The 16,374-nt window shown below is 72.2% G+C and carries 16 protein-coding genes and 2 pseudogenes; 8 read left to right on the top strand and 10 right to left on the bottom strand.

Annotation, left to right across the window (positions count from 1 at the left end; translation table 11 throughout):
- Positions 1 to 134: 134 nt before the first annotated feature.
- Positions 135 to 1,313, top strand: a complete 1,179-nt coding sequence (locus OG737_RS08080) for an acyltransferase family protein (RefSeq protein WP_405921353.1) — start codon at positions 135 to 137, stop codon at positions 1,311 to 1,313.
- A gap of 54 nt (positions 1,314 to 1,367) precedes the next feature.
- On the opposite strand, the gene OG737_RS08075 is transcribed toward OG737_RS08080, so the two are convergent.
- Positions 1,368 to 1,991, bottom strand: a complete 624-nt coding sequence (locus tag OG737_RS08075; RefSeq protein WP_328925455.1) for a TetR family transcriptional regulator — start codon at positions 1,989 to 1,991, stop codon at positions 1,368 to 1,370.
- A gap of 205 nt (positions 1,992 to 2,196) precedes the next feature.
- Between OG737_RS08075 and OG737_RS08070 the strand changes: the two genes are divergently transcribed.
- From OG737_RS08070 to OG737_RS08060, 3 genes are read left to right on the top strand one after another with little or no spacing between them, the layout of a single operon-like run.
- Positions 2,197 to 3,516 carry a glycosyltransferase family 4 protein gene (locus OG737_RS08070; protein ID WP_328925454.1) on the top strand — a complete coding sequence of 440 codons (1,320 nt, stop codon included), beginning with the start codon at positions 2,197 to 2,199 and terminating at the stop codon, positions 3,514 to 3,516.
- A gap of 58 nt (positions 3,517 to 3,574) precedes the next feature.
- On the top strand, positions 3,575 to 4,318 hold the full coding sequence (locus tag OG737_RS08065; protein WP_328925453.1) for a class I SAM-dependent methyltransferase: 744 nt from the start codon (positions 3,575 to 3,577) through the stop codon (positions 4,316 to 4,318).
- Positions 4,315 to 5,403 (top strand): prenyltransferase, encoded by a 1,089-nt coding sequence (locus tag OG737_RS08060; RefSeq protein ID WP_328925452.1) that lies wholly within the window; start codon positions 4,315 to 4,317, stop codon positions 5,401 to 5,403. Before OG737_RS08065 ends, OG737_RS08060 begins: the two co-directional genes overlap by 4 nt.
- Before the next feature lie 30 nt (positions 5,404 to 5,433).
- Here OG737_RS08060 and OG737_RS08055 read toward each other — a convergent pair whose 3' ends face one another.
- The gene (locus OG737_RS08055; RefSeq protein ID WP_328925451.1) at positions 5,434 to 5,736 is read right to left on the bottom strand and encodes a hypothetical protein; all 303 of its coding nucleotides are present in this window, start codon (positions 5,734 to 5,736) and stop codon (positions 5,434 to 5,436) included.
- Positions 5,737 to 5,848: 112 nt separating this feature from the next.
- Between OG737_RS08055 and OG737_RS08050 the strand changes: the two genes are divergently transcribed.
- Together OG737_RS08050 and OG737_RS08045 are read left to right on the top strand one after the other, a co-directional pair.
- Entirely contained in the window at positions 5,849 to 6,493 is a 645-nt protein-coding gene (locus OG737_RS08050; protein ID WP_328925450.1) for a hypothetical protein, read from the top strand.
- A 13-nt stretch (positions 6,494 to 6,506) separates the two neighbouring features.
- A complete protein-coding gene (locus OG737_RS08045) occupies positions 6,507 to 6,899 on the top strand; it encodes a hypothetical protein (RefSeq protein ID WP_328925449.1) in 393 nt (130 codons plus the stop codon).
- A gap of 78 nt (positions 6,900 to 6,977) precedes the next feature.
- Here the strand turns inward: OG737_RS08045 and OG737_RS08040 are convergent, their stop codons facing one another.
- The 8 genes and pseudogenes from OG737_RS08040 to OG737_RS08005 all read right to left on the bottom strand — a co-directional run bounded on the left by OG737_RS08040 (position 6,978) and on the right by OG737_RS08005 (position 15,220).
- Positions 6,978 to 9,725, bottom strand: coding sequence for a PKD domain-containing protein (locus OG737_RS08040; protein ID WP_405921352.1), 2,748 nt, complete (start codon positions 9,723 to 9,725; stop codon positions 6,978 to 6,980).
- A 175-nt stretch (positions 9,726 to 9,900) separates the two neighbouring features.
- On the bottom strand, positions 9,901 to 10,911 hold the full coding sequence (locus OG737_RS08035; protein WP_328925447.1) for an LLM class F420-dependent oxidoreductase: 1,011 nt from the start codon (positions 10,909 to 10,911) through the stop codon (positions 9,901 to 9,903).
- 113 nt (positions 10,912 to 11,024) lie between these two features.
- Positions 11,025 to 11,852: a hypothetical protein gene (locus tag OG737_RS08030; protein WP_328925446.1), complete on the bottom strand. Its 828-nt coding sequence runs from the start codon at positions 11,850 to 11,852 to the stop codon at positions 11,025 to 11,027.
- Positions 11,853 to 12,002: 150 nt separating this feature from the next.
- Positions 12,003 to 12,938 (bottom strand): N-acetylmuramoyl-L-alanine amidase, encoded by a 936-nt coding sequence (locus tag OG737_RS08025; protein ID WP_328925445.1) that lies wholly within the window; start codon positions 12,936 to 12,938, stop codon positions 12,003 to 12,005.
- A gap of 72 nt (positions 12,939 to 13,010) precedes the next feature.
- Positions 13,011 to 13,652, bottom strand: a complete 642-nt coding sequence (locus tag OG737_RS08020; RefSeq protein ID WP_405921351.1) for a class I SAM-dependent methyltransferase — start codon at positions 13,650 to 13,652, stop codon at positions 13,011 to 13,013.
- A gap of 59 nt (positions 13,653 to 13,711) precedes the next feature.
- A pseudogene (locus tag OG737_RS08015) lies at positions 13,712 to 14,257 on the bottom strand (SMI1/KNR4 family protein); the annotation flags it as partial.
- Between the two features lie 93 nt (positions 14,258 to 14,350).
- Positions 14,351 to 14,752: pseudogene (locus OG737_RS08010) on the bottom strand (DUF4259 domain-containing protein); the annotation flags it as partial.
- A 57-nt stretch (positions 14,753 to 14,809) separates the two neighbouring features.
- On the bottom strand, positions 14,810 to 15,220 hold the full coding sequence (locus tag OG737_RS08005; protein ID WP_405921350.1) for an ATP-binding protein: 411 nt from the start codon (positions 15,218 to 15,220) through the stop codon (positions 14,810 to 14,812).
- Positions 15,221 to 15,304: 84 nt separating this feature from the next.
- On the opposite strand from OG737_RS08005, the gene OG737_RS08000 reads away from it, so the two are divergent.
- Entirely contained in the window at positions 15,305 to 16,153 is an 849-nt protein-coding gene (locus OG737_RS08000) for a helix-turn-helix transcriptional regulator (protein WP_328925442.1), read from the top strand.
- Positions 16,113 to 16,373, top strand: coding sequence for a DUF397 domain-containing protein (locus tag OG737_RS07995; protein ID WP_328925441.1), 261 nt, complete (start codon positions 16,113 to 16,115; stop codon positions 16,371 to 16,373). Before OG737_RS08000 ends, OG737_RS07995 begins: the two co-directional genes overlap by 41 nt.
- The last annotated feature ends 1 nt before the right edge of the window (position 16,374 follow it).

Below are 16,374 nucleotides of genomic sequence, written 5' to 3'. Positions count from 1 at the left end.
GGGGCGACCCGGGCGGGGGCGCCGGGCGGCAGCGCCCGGGTTCGTGTGCGTGCATGCGGCATCGATACGATCGCGGGGCTTTATGCCCCGTTGACGTACCGGTGCCGCGACACCGAAGGAATTCCAGAGGTGTCATGTCCGACAGGTCCGTCCTCGCCGGGGACCGCGTTCCGGCGCCCGCCGGGGCGACGCAGCCGCCCCCCGAACCCGTCCGTCACGGGAGGGTCCGGCCGAGGGGCGGCGGCGGGGCTGTCCGGGCGCCGCGCATCGCGGTGCTGGACGGCCTGCGGCTGCTCGCGGCGCTGTCGGTGGTCCTTTTCCACTACCTGGCCGGCTACGGGACGATCCCCTGGCAGCGGACGGCGGCCGAGCTGTTTCCCGCGCTGCACCGGATCGCCGATTTCGGCTGGCTCGGCGTGGTCTTCTTCTTCATGATCAGCGGTTTCGTCATCTGCATGTCCGGCTGGGGCAAGTCGCTCCAGCAGTTCTGGCAGGGCCGGATCCTGCGGCTGTTCCCGCTCTACTGGGCGGCGGTCGTGCTCTCCTCCGCGGCCGCCCGCCTGGGCCCGCGGACTCCGGGCGAGCCGAAGGTCACCGTCGGCCAGATGCTCACCAACCTCACGATGCTGCAGGAACCCCTCGGTGTGGAGGGCGTGGACCTCGTCTACTGGACGCTCTGGGCCGAGCTGCGCTTCTACCTGCTCTTCTCGCTGGTCGTCCTGCTCGGCACCAGCTACCGCCGGGTCGCGGCCTTCTGCTGGGTCTGGGCGCTGGGCTCGGTCCTGGCGCCGAAGTCGGGCATCCCGTTGCTGGACCAGCTCCTGGTACCCCAGTGGGCGTCGTTCTTCATCGCCGGGATCGCCTTCCACCTGGTCCGCCGGGCGGGCCGGATCGAAGGCGAGACCCTGGGCATCCTGGCGCTGTCCTGGCTGCTGATGCAGCATCGCCTTCCGGCGATCATGGCGGACGAGGGGCACGGCATCGACTGGAAGGTCTGCCTGGCCGCGATCACCGCGATGTACCTGCTCATGGGCCTGATCGCGCTCGGGAAACTGGACCGCATCCAGTGGCGCTGGCTGCCGGTCGCGGGCGCGATCTCCTACCCGCTCTACCTCGTGCACCAGTCACTGGGCGTGCGGGTGATCTGGCGGTGGAACGAGCAGTGGGGCGCCTGGCCGACCCTCCTCGGGGTGATCGCGGGCGCGATGCTGATCGCCTGGCTGCTGCACCGCCTGGTGGAGCGGCCGCTCACCCGGCTGCTGCGCCGCCTGATGGCCCCGCGGGCCGAGCAGCCGCAGAAGCTCGCCGCATAGGCGGCAGGTGAGCCCCGGACCCGGGTATGACCCAGGACCGGTGGACCGGTGGCTTCAGGCCTTTTCCGGGGCCGTCAGGTCGATCAGGCGGCAGACCGTCTCGATGTCGATCTTGACCTGGGCGATCGAGGCGCGGCCCGACAGCCAGGTGATCAGCGCCGAGTGCCAGGTGTGCTCGATGACCCGGACCGCCGAGAGCTGTTCCGCCGTCGGCGGGGCCTCCAGGCCCATCGCGTCCAGGATGATCGCCGTGGTCAGCCGGGACACCGTGTCCACCTCGGGGCTCACGCTGCGGTCCGCGAAGGTCAGCGCCCGCACCATCGCGTCCGCGAGGTGCGGCTCCCGCTGGAGCGCCCGGAAGGCCCGCATCAGGGTCTCCGCGACCCGCGCCGCCGGGTCGTCGCCGGCCGGCGGGTGCTTGCGCAGCGTCGTGTGCATGTGCTGGAGCTGGTCCTGCATGGTGGCCACCAGCAGGTGCACCTTGGACGGGAAGTACCGGTACAGGGTGCCCAGCGCCACGCTGGACGATTCCGCGACCTCGCGCATCTGGACGGCATCGAAGCCGCCCCGGCTCGCCAGCTGTGCACTGGCGTGCAGGATCCGGCGGCGGCGCGCCTCCTGGCGCTCCGTCAGGGGAGGGGACGCCGGGGTGTGGGCGGCCTTCGCTTCCGCTGTCATGTGTCCCGTTCCGAGTCGTTGCGGGGCTGATCCGGAGCCAGCATGTCAGGCGCCGCAGCCGTGGCGCGAATCACCTGCTCCGCCTCTTACGGTGTGGTTTCCGGCCGGTAGATTCAATGGTCTCAACGGATCAAGTCTGAAACTTGTTCTACATTATCCGAGCGGTTACGCTCCGGCGAAAGTGCAGGGATGAAGGGGGCCAGGAGTGACCGCTGAGGCCATGGTGACGAGCCCTTTCCCGGGTTCCGCCACCGACGGCGACCGCCCGCTGCGCATCGCGCTCCTCACCTATAAGGGGAACCCGTTCTGCGGTGGCCAGGGCGTCTACGTCCGCCACCTCTCGCGCGAGCTCGTACGCCTGGGGCACTCCGTCGAGGTCATCGGCGCGCAGCCCTATCCGGTGCTCGACACGGGGGCCACGCTCACCGAACTCCCGAGCCTCGACCTCTACCGGCAGCCCGATCCCTTCCGCACTCCCAAGCGCGGCGAGTACCGGGACTGGATCGACGCGCTGGAGGTCGCCACCATGTGGACCGGCGGATTCCCCGAGCCGCTGACCTTCTCCCTGCGGGCCCGGCGCCACCTCGCCGCCCGCGCCGGTGAGTTCGACGTCATCCACGACAACCAGACCCTCGGATACGGGCTGCTGGCGGATCTCGGCGCACCCCTGGTGACCACGATCCACCACCCCATCACCGTCGACAGGCAGCTCGACCTCGACGCCGCCAAGGACCGCATGAAGCGGGCCTCCGTGCGGCGTTGGTACGCCTTCACGCGCATGCAGGGCCGCGTCGCCCGGCGCCTCCCCTCCGTGCTCACCGTCTCCGGCTCCTCCAAGCAGGAGATCGCCCAGCACCTCGGCGTCCAGGACGGCCGCATCCACGTCGTGCACATCGGCGCCGACACCGACCTGTGGTCCCCGGACCCCTCCGTCGCCGAGGTACCGGGCCGCATCGTCACCACCTCCAGCGCCGACGTCCCGCTCAAGGGGCTCGTCCACCTCGTCGAGGCGCTCGCGAAGCTGCGCACCGAGCAGCCCGACGCCCACCTCGTCGTCGTCGGCAAGCGTGCCGAGAAGGGGCCGGTCGCCCGCGCCATCGAGTCGTACGGGCTCCAGGACGCCGTCCGCTTCGTCAAGGGCATCACCGACGCCGAACTCGTCGACCTCGTCCGCAGCGCCCAGGTCGCCTGCGTGCCCTCCCTCTACGAGGGCTTCTCGCTCCCGGCGGCCGAGGCCATGGCCACCGGCACCCCGCTCGTCGCCACCACCGGCGGAGCGATCCCCGAAGTCTCCGGCCCCGACGGCGAGACCTGCCTCGCGGTGCCCCCGGGCGACGCGGGCGCGCTGGCCGCCGCGCTGGGCCGGATGCTGGGTGACCCGCAGCTGCGGGCCCGCCTCGGCGCCGCCGGGCGCGAACGGGTCCTGACCCGCTTCACCTGGGCCAAGGCCGCCGAAGGCACCGCCGCGCACTACCGGGCCGCCATCGAGCAGGCGGCCGCCGGCCGTGCCCGCCGCCCTCGGTGACCTTCCGCCACATCCACACCACCCCCGTACACCCCCGCGACCGCGAAGGCAGGACCCCGTGCTGACCGTCGATTTCTCCCGGTTCCCGCTCGCCGCAGGCGACCGCGTGCTCGATCTGGGCTGCGGCGCAGGCCGGCACGCCTTCGAGTGCTACCGGAGAGGCGCCCAGGTGGTCGCCGTCGACCGCAACGGCGAGGAGATCCGCGAGGTCGCCAAGTGGTTCGCCGCCATGAAGGAGGCCGGCGAGGCCCCGGCCGGCGCCACCGCCACCGCCATGGAAGGCGACGCGCTCGCACTGCCCTTCCCCGACGAGTCCTTCGACGTCGTCATCATCTCCGAGGTGATGGAGCACATCCCCGACGACAAGGGCGTGCTCGCCGAGATGGTCCGCGTGCTCAAGCCCGGCGGCCGCATCGCCATCACCGTGCCGCGCTACGGCCCCGAGAAGATCTGCTGGGCGCTCTCCGACGCCTACCACGAGGTCGAGGGCGGCCACATCCGCATCTACAAGGCGGACGAGCTGCTCGGCAAGATGGAGGCCGCGGGCCTCAAGCCATACGGCACGCACCACGCGCACGGGCTGCACTCCCCGTACTGGTGGCTCAAGTGCGCCTTCGGCGTCGACAACGACAAGGCGCTGCCCGTCCGGGCGTACCACAAGCTCCTGGTCTGGGACATCATGAAGAAGCCGCTGGCCACGCGGCTCGCGGAGCAGGCCCTCAACCCGGTCATCGGCAAGAGCTTCGTGGCGTACGCGACCAAGCCCCACCTGCCCGTCGACGCCGCGGGCGCCGCACAGTGACCTCGCCCGGGCGCACCGCACCCGAACACCTCGTCCTGGACGGCGTCCTGACCGCGGAGCAGGCCGCCGAGACCGTCGCCGGCATCCTCGCCGCGCAGCGGGCGGACGGGGCCATACCGTGGTTCCGCGGGCACCACCTCGACCCGTGGGACCACACCGAGGCCGCGATGGCGCTGGACGCGGCCGGGGAGCACGCGGCCGCCGAGAAGGCGTACGAGTGGCTCGCCGCCCACCAGAACCAGGACGGCTCCTGGTACGCGGCCTACGCCGACCGGCCGGACGGCGTGGACACCGCCGAGCCGCAGGACTCGAGCCGGGAGAGCAACTTCACGGCGTACATAGCCGTCGGCGTCTGGCACCACTACCTGTCCACCGGTGACGACGCCTTCCTCGACCGGATGTGGCCCGCGGTCTACGCGGCCGTGGAGTGCGTGCTCTCGCTCCAGCAGCCCGGCGGCGAGATCGGCTGGAAGCGGGAGGCCGACGGCACGCCCGTCACGGACGCCCTGCTGACCGGCTCCTCCTCCATCCACCAGGCCCTGCGCTGCGCGCTGGCCATCGCCGAGCACCGCGAGGAGCCGCAGCCCGACTGGGAGCTCGCGGCGGGCGCCCTGCGCCATGCCATTCGCCGCCACCCCGAGCGGTTCCTCGACAAGAACCACTACTCGATGGACTGGTACTACCCGGTCCTCGGCGGCGCCCTGACCGGCGCCGAGGCCAAGGCGCGCATCGAGGAGCGCTGGGACGAGTTCGTCGTCGCGGACCTGGGCGTGCGCTGCGTCCTGCCGAACCCGTGGGTGACGGGCGGCGAGTCCTGCGAGCTGGCGCTCGCGCTGTGGGCGACGGGGGAGTCGGACCGGGCGCTGGAGATCCTGCGCTCGATCACGCACCTGCGCGCCGACAACGGCATGTACTGGACGGGGTACGTGTTCCAGGACAAGGCCGTCTGGCCGGTCGAGCAGACCACCTGGACGGCCGGGTCCCTGCTGCTGGCCGTCGCGGCGCTCGGCGGGGACGAGGCCACCACCGAGGTGTTCGGCGGGACCTCGCTCCCGGCCGGGCTGGAGCCCGACTGCTGCGGTTGAGCGGCGGCGGCGCCACTGGCTCTACCGGCCCTAACGCCGGTAGAGCCAGCCTGCGACGGCGTGTCCGACGAGGACGTAGACCACCGCGGCCAGGCCGTAGCCGACCACGACCTGGACCCATTCGCGGCTGAAGGTGAAGAGGTCGTAGGACCAGCCGGCCAGCCAGGACGCGGTGTCGTGGACGAACTCCACCAGTTCGTTGCCGCGGTTGGCGTCCAGCAGGTACAGCAGGATCCACAGGACGATCACGAAGGCGAGCACGTCCGCCACCAGTGCGACGGCCCGGCCTGCCTGACTGCTTCCTCGGGCGTGTACTCGGGTGTGTGTGGGCATGTCACGCGTCTTGCCGTGCGGGCGGGCCGCAAACCCGAACGGGTCCCCCAAGTGGTGGAGCCGTGGGGAGCGGGCGAGGCTGCGGGGGACGCCTCAGTCCCCGGAGGAAACCGTGCCCGTACCCACGACCGTCCGAATCCGCCGTGCCCTCACGGCGGTGGTCCTGTCCACAGCGCTGCTGGCCGGCGCCACCGCATGCGGCAGCGACGGTGGTGGCGCCGGGAGCCGGAGCGAAGAGCTCTCCTCCGCGTCGATGGGGGAGCTGGCGGCCCTCGCGGCCGCGGAACCGGCCGCCGTCGAAGCCGACGAGCTGGCCGCCGCGACGCCCTCGCCCAGCACTTCCGCCGAGAAGCAGAAGTTCGCCAAGGCGCGCTTCGTCGCCAACGCGGGGCTCGCGGCCGGGGCGACGTACCAGTGGATCATCAAGCCGTACCGCGCCGGCAAGTTCAAGAAGGGCGCGAAGGGCCGTACGTTCGCGCTCATCAAGGCCGGCCTCGCGGGTGCCTTCGCCTACAACCGGCTGAAGGCGGCCGCCGACAACGCCAAGGGCGACCCGCTGCTGTCGAAGGCGATCGCACCGCTGACGGCGGGCATCGAGTCCCTCAAGGGCCTCGGCACCAAGCTCCGCAAGGGTCAGGCGGGTGACGGCGACATCAGTTCCTTCGACAGCGTCATCGACGGCGTCAAGGATGCGGGCAAGAGCGCGGGCGCCACGGTGACCGACCAGGTCCCGAGCGTCTCCCAGCTGGGCGGATAGGGACAATGGCCGGGTGATCGAGATCGTGGTGGCCGTCCTCGCCGCCGCCGGAGCCGGCTGGCTCCTGCGGCGCAAGCACCTCGCGCGGACGGCCGCCGGGCCCGTGCCCGGGATTCCCGGCATGGCCCGCGAGCCGGCCGGCGAGGGCCGCTGGCGGCCCGGCCGGGTGTACGCGGGCCCGGGGGCGGCGCGCTGGGTCCCGCAGCGCGGTGAGCCCGTGCCGCTGCCCGGAGGCCGCGCCACGGCGGTACGGGCCCCCTCCGTGAAGGAGGGCATGTCCATCAACCCGGGCTCGCGGATCGTCACCTGCGCCTACGGGGGCGGCGGGAGCATCGAGATCGCCGTCATGGCGCTGGACCTGCGCGAGCTGCTGGACGCCATCAAGCAGACTCCCGACGAAGCCTGAGAAGGACGCCTGAGGCAGCAGGGAGCCCCGGTCGCCGCGAGTCGCGGTGGCCGGGGCTCCGGTGTGCTGCGGGTGGGGTCAGCCCTGGGTGAAGTAGCCGAAGAGGTCGGTGATCACGTGGGTGCTGCCGCCGTAGCTGTTGGAGATGCTGACGCGGCCGTCGGCCACCGGGGTGGTGACGTGGTTGGGGACGGTGTCGCCGGGGCGGGTCTGGAGGCTGCTGGCCTCGGGGCGGGCGGCGCCGTGTCCGTGGAGGGTGAGGAAGCCGGGGCCGGTGGTGTCGGTGGCGGTCACGTTCAGGGCCGCGCCGATCGCGTTCGCCGGGATCCCGGCGACGGTGGTGGTGGCGCCGGGGGCGAGCTTTCCGGTGGTGCGGGTGTCGGCGAGGCGCTGGGGGACGACCGGGGTGAAGAGGGCCTTGCCGTCCTCGGCGTAGTAGCCGACCGCGTCGAGGATCAGGTGGGTGGAGCCGGTGTTGGTGTAGAGGGTGATGGTGCCGTTCGAGCCGACGGGGACGATGGCCTGGTTGGACTTGTCCTTGCCCGGTTCCACGTTCAGGTTGGAGGTGGTGGGCCGACGGTTCGGGTCGGGGTCCGGGTAGGCGATGACGTGCGCCTGCTCGGTCGCGCCGGTGCCGGTGAGGTTGAGGGCGACGGCGGTGGCGTCGGCGGGGATGCCGCCCACACCGGCGACCTTCACCGTGCGGGTCTGGCCACCGCCCAGCGCGCCGCCCGTGGTGCGGGTGTCGACGAGGCGGGCCGGGGCGAGCGGGGTGAAGCGCTGCCCGGCGTTCGGCTGGTAGTAGCCGACGAAGTCGACGATCAGCGCGGCCTTGCCCGAGTTGAGCTGCGCGGAGACCTTGCCGTCGGCGCCGATGGGCACGGTGACGGTGTTGGAGGAGGTCCCGCCCGCCTTGACGTTGACGTTCGAGGTGACCGGGCGGGGCTGGCCCGCGGGCCAGACGCTGAGGTGGGTGTCCTCGGTGGCCCCGGTGACCGTCACGTTCAGGACCGCCGCGGACGCGCCGGCCGTGTGGTTCGGGCCCGAGCCGGTGAAGACGATCGGCAGGGTGACCGGGGTGGCGGTGCCGCCCTGGACGGGAGTGCCGGAGGTACGGGTGTCCAGTACGCGGGTCGGGGTGAGGGGGACGTAGCCGGCCGGGGTGTAGGCGACCTGGACGGTCCGCTCGGCCGTGGAGGTGGCGCCCTTGATGTCCTGGAGGGTCACCGTCACCTTGTAGGTGCCGGGCTGCTTGTAGGCGTGCCGGACCGGCTCCAGTGCGCTGCGGCTCTCCTTCGCGCCGTCACCGAAGTCCACGTCCATCCGCTGGACCGGCCACGGCGCGGCGGTGGTCCGCGCCTCGGCCTCGACGGACAGCGGCGGGACGAACTCCCTGGGCGCGTTCGCGCTCGGCAGGACCGGCGTGGCCGTGAAGGCCGTGGCCAGCGGAGCGGCCGGGGTGACCTTCGCCGTCTGCTGGCCCTGGACCTGCTGCCCGGCGACGTTGGTGGCCGTCACCTTCACCGTGCACTCGCACGGCGCGCCGTACACGTGCTCGGCGGAGGTGGCCTTGGTGACCACCGGGGCGGTGCCGTCGCCGAAGTCGTACCGGTAGCTGAGCGCGGCGGCCCAGGTGCTGTTCGGGACGGCGTTCGCCTTCACCGTGGTGCCGACCGGGGCCCAGCCCTGTTCGAGCTCCACCCGGACGGACTGCAGGTAGTCCTGCAGCTCGCGGGAGCCGCGGTCGACGTACCCGCCGTCCTTGCCGGTGTTGGGCACGCGCGGGTCGTCCCCGACGGGCCGCCCCAGGAAGTCCGTGGGCAGGACGCCCGGCGCCGTCGGGTCGCCGGAGTCGACGGTGGGGGATCCGTCCCACGGGCCGACGTTGATCCGGGACGGGGTCAGGATGTCGTGGGCGCCGTGGCCGGTCGCGGCGTGGAAGGCCGCCTGGTCCCGGTAGGGGGTGCCGGCCCACTTGTAGGCCACCCGGGCATCGCTGAAGGGGCCGGTGACCAGGTTGTAGTCGGCGCGGGTGCCGGAGGCCGCGCCCTGCGCCACGGCGATGCCGTAGCGCGGATCGGGCGCCGGGCACCCGGCCGCGGACTCCGTGTGGATCACGTTGTTGAACAGGGCCGAGGCCGTGGAGCCCTCACCCAGGGAGACGGCCGCCTCGCAGGAGAGGTAGACCGTGTTGTTGGTGACGACGGTGCCGGGCGCGTTGTACGCGGTGACCGCCGCGTTGGCGTAGCCGTGGATCTCGTTGCGGCTCAGTACGGTGCCCTGCGCACCCTCGATCCGGACGGACGAGTCCAGCCGGCTGCGGCTGAGGCGCACGTCCGTGCTTCCCCCGTCGACCGTGACGGCGCCGGGGTTCTTGAGGGCGTTCATCCGGTCCACCTCGACATCGGTGGAACCGGTGACCCTGAGACCGGCTTGGGTGCCCAGCCCGCGGACCACGACGTGGGAGGCGCCGCTGACGGTCAGGGGCCTGCCCGCCGCCAGCCAGAACTGGGACGACCCGGTCACGCCGCCTTCGAAGGTGATCGGCTTGCCCGGCTGGCCGGACCGGTCGATGGTGACGGCCTCGTCGTACGGCTTGCCCGGCACGATGCGCACGGTCTGGCCCGGCTGTACGGCCTTGGCCGCGGCCGAGATCGTGCAGAGGGGCGTGTCCTGTGAACCGGGGCCGCTGTCCGAGCAGCCGGAGCCCGTGGTGTGGTCCACGTAGAGGGTGGTCGGATTTTCGGTGGCGGCCGCGGTGGCGGGCAGCCCGAGGAGGGAGACGAGACCCGCGGTCAGCAGGACGGTCGCACGAGTGGGACGCACGAAGAGGGTTCCTTGGGGCAGAGGACGACGTGGGTCGCCACGGGTGCGGCGCTTCGCGACCGTTGTGCGGCCAGTTCCCCCCGGCGGCAGTCGGGCGCACGCGAAACCCGTAGCGGCGACGATCATCATCCACTTTCGGACAGCCGCTGTCACGTCACATAGTCACATCGGGGCCCTAGTTGTTGAGCTCCGCCAGCACCCGCAGGGTGTGCGGGTCGGGGGCGGTGACGAGAAGGTCGGTGACCGGGCCCTTGCGCCACAGCTCCAGGCGTTCGGCGATCCGCTCCCGGGGGCCGATCAGCGAGATCTCGTCGGCGAACGCGTCCGGGACGGCGAGGACCGCCTCCTCCCTGCGTCCGGCGAGGAACAGCTCCTGGATGCGGCGGGCCTCCTCCTCGTACCCCATCCGCGCCATCAGGTCGGCGTGGAAGTTGCGGGCAGCGTGGCCCATGCCGCCGATGTAGAAGCCGAGCATCGCCTTGACCGGAAACAGCCCCTCGGCGACGTCGTCGCACACCTTGGCGCGGGCCATCGGCGCGATCATGAAGCCTTCGGGGAGCTCGGCCAGCGAGGCCTGGTAGACGTCGGTGCGGGTCGGCGACCAGTACAGGGGGAGCCAGCCGTCGGCGATCCGCGACGTCTGCGCGATGTTCTTCGGCCCCTCGGCGCCCAGCAGGACCGGCAGGTCCGCGCGCAGCGGGTGGGTGATGGGCTTCAGCGGTTTGCCGATGCCGGTGCCGTCCTCGCCCCGGTACGGGTGCTGGTGGAAGCGGCCCTCCAGCGCGACCGGTCCCTCGCGGCGCAGTACCTGCCGGATGACGTCGACGTACTCGCGGGTCGCGGTCAGCGGGCTCGCGGGGAAGGGGCGTCCGTACCAGCCCTCGACCACCTGCGGGCCGGACAGGCCCAGACCCAGCATCATCCGGCCGCCGGAGAGGTGGTCCAGGGTGAGGGCGTGCATGGCGGTGGCGGTGGGGGTGCGCGCGGCCATCTGCGCGATGGCGGTGCCGAGCCGGATCCGGGAGGTGTGCGCGGCGATCCAGGTGAGCGGGGTGAAGGCGTCCGAGCCCCAGGCCTCGGCGGTCCACACCGAGTCGTAGCCGAGGCTCTCCGCCTCGGTGGCGAGGGCGAGGTGGTCCGCGTGGGGGCCGCGGCCCCAGTAGCCGAGTGCGAGTCCGAGGCGCATGTACGGTCCCTCCGCGATGCCGGCAGCCATTTCTGACGGTGCGTCAGGCGACTGTAGGGCAACGGCCCCCCGCCCGGAAGGGCGGGGGGCCGTCGGCCGTGCGGGAACGGGGATCAGCCGCGCTGGATGCCCGAGGTGTCGTTCAGGACGCCGCGCCGGCCGTCCTGGGTCTGGGCGATCAGGGTGGCGGCGTCGCGCTGCTCGACCGCCAGGTACCAGGTGCCCGGGGCGAGTTCGGCGATCGGGGTGGGGGAGCCGTCCTCGGCGAAGAGGGGGCGGGCCACCGGCACGGCGAACCAGAACGGGGTGAAGTCGCCCGCCGGGGCGGGCGCCGGAGCCGGGGTGTGCTGGCCGGAGTCCTGCGGGCCCGGGCCCGGGGCCGGGGTGGGCGTGCCGCCGTACGGCGGGACCGGCTGCGGGGTGGTGCCGTACGGCTGCTGCTGGGCGCCCGGGTAGCCGTACCCGGCGCCCGGCTGGGGCTGGCCCCCGAACGGCGGAACGGCGGCGGGCCGCGGCTCCGGCATCAGCTGGCCGGCCAGCGCCGGGACCTTCGCGCCGGCCACGGCCACACCGGCCAGGGCCAGGGTGGCGAGGAAGGCGAGGATGGCGCCCGCGCCGAGGTCGAGCTGGCTCGGGCAGGTGATCAGGGCCCACAGCGCGGACCAGGCCGCCGAGACGGCGAGCACGGTGCCCCACGCCACCAGCGGAAGGCCCAGGACCTTGCGGGTCTCGGGCTGGAAGCGGCCGGCGACCAGCAGGCCGGCGGCGATGAAGCCGAGCAGGAAGACGCTGGGGAGCACCAGGCGGTAGGAGTCGGTGTCCCATGCGCTCGGCAGGTCGCCACCGGTGGTGGAGTAGAAATCGAGGAACGAGGCGATGAACAGCAGCACCGCTGCTCCGATCACCACGCCGTCGCCTCGAGTGAGGGAGCGGATGTTCACGTCTTAGGTGTCCTTCTCGGTCTCGGTCGTCTCGTGGTGCCGCGGTCACAGAGCTTGCCTGGAGCGGGGCGGGCGGCACCATGGTACGGAGGTCTCGCGCGGCCGAGAGGATCGGGGCTGCGAGCAGTCCCGGCGGGACTGCCCGTGGACTTACCCCCCGAGGAACCCTACGATGCCGTCCGCGATGCCCTGGGCCGCCTTCTGCCGCCACTCCGGACTCGTCAGCTGCGCCGCGTCCTTGGCGTCACGCATGTTGCCGCATTCGATGAACACCTTGGGCCGCGTTGACAGGTTCAGTCCGCCGAGATCGTCGCGGACGACCAATCCGGTACCGGAGCCAAGGTAGTTGGCGGGGGCCGATCCGGTGGTCCGGGCGAAGTTCCCGGCGATCCGCTCGCCGAGCAGCCGGGAGGGTTCGACGATCGCCGCGGTGTCGGCGGCGCCGCCCTTGACCTTGGCGGGCAGGATGACGTGGAAGCCGCGGTTTCCGGCGGAGACGCCGTCGGCGTGGACGGAGACGACGGCGTCGGCCTTGGCCTCGTTGCCGATGCGGGCCCGCTCGTTGATGCAGGGGCCCCAGGGGCGGTCGGCCTCGTGGGTGAGCACCACCTTGGCGCCCTGGGCCTCCAGGGCGGTCCGCAGGCGCAGCGAGACGTCGAGGGTGAACTCCGCCTCCATGTAGCCGGAGTTGGTGGTGGTGCCGGTGGTGTCGCACTCCTTGCGGCCGGTGCCGATGTCCACCTGCTGGTCGATCTCGTCGGTGTGCTTGAAGTTGCCCGTGTTGTGGCCGGGGTCGATGACGACCGTCCGGCCGGTGAGCGTTCCCTTGGCGGGCGCCGCGGAGGGCGTGACGGGGGAGGAGGCCGGCGTGACCGGGGTGGCGCTCCACGCGGCCGTCGGCTTCGCGTCGCGGCCCTCAGGCCCGGCCCCGGTCAGTACCTGGGTCAGGACCCAGCCGGCCAGGGCGGTCGGCGCCAGCGCGGCGACCGCGATGACGAGGGTGGAGCGCCGCGTGAACCAGGTCCGGTGGTCCGGCCCGGTCGGCGCGGCGGCTTCGGGAGGCGGGGGGCTGTCGTCGTTGCGCACGCCGCGATGCTAGACGCAGGGCCCCGGAGGGCTCGGGCAGTGGGCCATCCGGGGGCGTGGTGCGATTGTCGGTTAAATGCCGGATCCGATGCGGCGCAGCACGCGCAGGGAGTCCGTGACCGAGACCTCCTCGAAGGCGCCCGAGGCGAGGGCGCGCAGGTAGATCCGGTACGGGGCCTGGCCGCCATCGGCCGGATCCGGGAACACGTCGTGGATGACGAGCGTGCCGCCCGGGGCGACGTGCGGGGCCCAGCCCTCGTAGTCGCCGGTGGCGTGCTCGTCGGTGTGGCCGCCGTCGATGAAGACGAAGCCGAGCGGGCCGCCCCAGGCGGCCGCGACCTGCGGGGAGCGCCCCACGATCGCGATCACGTGGTCCTCCAGCCCGGCCTTGTGGAGGGTGCGGCGGAAGGTGGGCAGGGTGTCCATCAGACCGATCTCCGGGTCCACGACCGTCGGGTCGTGGTACTCCCAGCCCGGCTGCTGCTCCTCGCTGCCCCGGTGGTGGTCGACGGTGATCGCGCTGACCCCGGCCTCGCGGGCCGCGTCGGCCAGCAGGATCGTCGAGCGCCCGCAGTAGGTCCCGACCTCCAGCAGCGGTAGCCCGAGCGCCCCGGCCGCGGCGGCGGCCTCGTACAGGGCGAGCCCCTCCCGTACGGGCATGAACCCCTTGGCTGCCTCGAAGGCGGCGAGGGTCTCCGGCTTGGGGGTGGCCATGGTTCCTCCGACGGTGAGCGTGTGTGGCGGCCCATGCTGCCCTACCGGCTGGTAGGGCGCTACGCCCGGGGGGCCGTGACCTGCGGCTGCGCGCGGGGAGCCGGGGTCAGGGGTTCGCCATTCAGCTCTGCTTCGCCGAGGCAGGACCACCACAGTTCGCGTTGCGGGGTGAGGTACGGCACGTCCCCGTCGACCTCGCCGCCGTGGTCGAGGGCGTCCGCGACCGCGGTCAGGTAGGAGGCCAGGGACGGCCAACCGGCGGCGAAGTGCCCGGTGTCGTTGGTCGCTGCGGTGCCCAGACGGCCCTGGCGCGGCCCGTCCCGCATGTCGATGACCTGCGCGGTGTTGTGGCTCTGGGCCCACGGAATCCACTGCGGGTGCCACCAGGGCTCGCCGCTCTCCTCGTCGGGCTCGCAGAAGTCGGAGTCGTCACCGGCTGCCTCCACGCGCATCCGCCAGTGGTCCAGGATGTCCGCGATCGACTGGGGCGGCTGGTCGGGCAGCAGGTTGGCCCACTCTGTCAGCCCGTCGTGGCAGGCCAGCGACTCCACCAGGTCGGCCGGGAAGCGCAGTCCCATCTCTGCCTGGGCGGCCTCGATTTCGGCCGGATCGGCTGGCGGCGCGAGCAGGGCGTACGAGGCCGGGGCGTGGGCCAGCATCCATGCGTCGATCCGGGCCCATGACTGCCGCACCGGCTGGGCGGGCACGAGGACTTGCCGCAGGGAGCGGAGCGTCCGGCGCCAGTCGAGCTCCTTGTCGGACCCGCCCCAGAGTTCCATCAGTTCGGACGGCTCGGTGACGACACGGTCGAGGGCCCGGACGGCGAGTTCGCGCAGGTCGACGGGAAGCTCGGGGAGCGGCAGGTCCGGGCCGTACGCGGTGGTGACGGGCTCGCCGGCGGGGCATTGCCCGGCGACGAGGGCCGCTGCGGCCACCGCTTCCACCGCGATGTCCTGGTCGAGGTGGTCGTGGGTGATGAGGACGCGGGCGAGCGCGCTCCTGATGATGCCGGCCCGCTCGCTCTCGGCTGCGTCGTCCAAGTCGCCGGAGAAGTCCGCGGCGGTGTCGTTGTCGAAGGGGCCGACGTCCCAGGTGCCCATGGTCTCTCCTCGTGGTGCGCGTGTCCCCGGATCGTGGCAGGTGCCACTGACACGCCCCTACGCGTCGCACTCGAACCAGACCGTCTTGCCCGTGGGCAGCGGCGTCGTGCCCCAGCGGTCGGTGACGGCCTCGACCAGGAGCAGCCCCCGGCCGTCCTCGGCGAGTTCCGCGCCGCCGCGCGTTACCCGGGGCGGGGCGGAGCAGCCGTCGGACACCTCCACCCGCACCCCCGCCCGACGGCACCGGATCAGCACCGAGCAGTCCCGGCCGGGGACGTGGCGCACGACGTTGGCGACCAGCTCGGTCAGCGCCAGCTCGGCGGCGTGGGCCAGCCCGCCGTGACCCCAGCTCGCCAGCAGCACCCGCAGCACGCGCCGCATGTGCCGCGCCGAGTGCGCACCGACGGTGAAGCCCATGCGGTAGCTGTCGCCGGTCTCCGCGGGGGAGAGGTCAGTTGCGTGATTCATGTCACCAGCGTGCGGTGGTGTGGTTACGCTCGGCTACGGACCGAAACGAACGCCGCACGGCGTGGACTTGGGGGTGACCGCCTCATGGTCAACATCCGCGATCTGGATCCCAGCGCATCGCCGCTGGACTACTACGGCTCGGAACTGCGCCGCCTGAGAGAGGACGCGGGGCTGAAACAGGGGGCGCTGGGCGGCATCGTCTTCTGCACGGCTTCGCTGATCGGGCAGATCGAGACGGCACGGAAGGTCCCGACGCGGGACTTCTCGGAGCGGGTGGACGCGGCGCTGGGGACGGGCGGGGTGTTCTCCCGTCTGGTGGGGCTGGTGCTGCGGAGTCAGTTGCCGCACTGGTTCCAGGCGTACGCGGAGATGGAGGCGCGGGCTGCCTATATCTCCTCGTTCCAGGCGCAGCTGGTGTACGGCCTGTTGCAGACCCCGGACTATGCACGTGCGGTGCTTCGAGCAGGCTGGTCGGACAAGCTCGATGAAGCGGTGGCCGCAAGGATCGAGCGGCAGCGAATTTTGAGCAGAGAACGCCCGCCGCTGGTCTGGGTAGTGCTGGACGAGGCGGTGCTGCACAGGCCGTTCGGTGGCTCTGAGGTTATGCGGAACCAACTCCTCCATTTGTTGGGGTTCCGCGACCGGCGCGAGGTTCGAATCCAGGTGCTGCCATTCGGTGCCGGTGAACATCCGGCGACGGTAGGGTCGTTCAACGTTCTGAGGTTCGAACGGGACCCGGACGTTGTCTACGCCGAGAGCTATGGCTCGGCCAACGTGACCGCCAATCCAGACACGGTCAGGGACTGTGCGCACCGATACGATCACTTGCAGGCCGCAGCCCTCTCCGTGGAAGACTCGGCGGCACTGATCGCCCGCGTACGGGAGGAACGTTATGGGGACCAACCAGAACCTGACGGGAGCGCTGTGGCGTAAGTCCAGCTACAGCGGCGGCACCGGCGGCGACTGCGTCGAGTGCGCCCCCCTCGGCGCCACCGCCTGGCGCAAGGCCTCGTACAGCGGGGACACGGGCGGGAACTGCGTCGAGGTCGCCACCCAGCCCACCCGGGTCGCCGTCCGGGACTCCAAGAACCCCGAAGGCCCTTTCTTCACCGTGAGTCCTGCCGCCTTCGCTGCGTTCGTCGGCGTCCTCTAGG

It is taken from the genome of Streptomyces sp. NBC_00122 (assembly GCF_045160845.1).
Taxonomy (GTDB): domain Bacteria; phylum Actinomycetota; class Actinomycetes; order Streptomycetales; family Streptomycetaceae; genus Streptomyces.
Note: the sequence above shows the minus strand (reverse complement) of the source record. Positions and strands in the feature narration are given on the sequence as shown.

Bases quoted from the DNA above. Each gene is read 5' to 3' on its own strand.
- OG737_RS08075 (WP_328925455.1), bottom strand. From the start codon at position 1,991: ATGACAGCGGAAGCGAAGGCCGCCCACACCCCGGCGTCCCCTCCCCTG.
- OG737_RS08005 (WP_405921350.1), bottom strand. From the start codon at position 15,220: ATGAATCACGCAACTGACCTCTCCCCCGCGGAGACCGGCGACAGCTAC.
- OG737_RS08035 (WP_328925447.1), bottom strand. From the start codon at position 10,911: ATGCGCCTCGGACTCGCACTCGGCTACTGGGGCCGCGGCCCCCACGCG.
- OG737_RS08000 (WP_328925442.1), top strand. From the start codon at position 15,305: ATGGTCAACATCCGCGATCTGGATCCCAGCGCATCGCCGCTGGACTAC.
- OG737_RS08080 (WP_405921353.1), top strand. From the start codon at position 135: ATGTCCGACAGGTCCGTCCTCGCCGGGGACCGCGTTCCGGCGCCCGCC.
- OG737_RS08055 (WP_328925451.1), bottom strand. From the start codon at position 5,736: ATGCCCACACACACCCGAGTACACGCCCGAGGAAGCAGTCAGGCAGGC.
- OG737_RS08020 (WP_405921351.1), bottom strand. From the start codon at position 13,652: ATGGCCACCCCCAAGCCGGAGACCCTCGCCGCCTTCGAGGCAGCCAAG.
- OG737_RS07995 (WP_328925441.1), top strand. From the start codon at position 16,113: ATGGGGACCAACCAGAACCTGACGGGAGCGCTGTGGCGTAAGTCCAGC.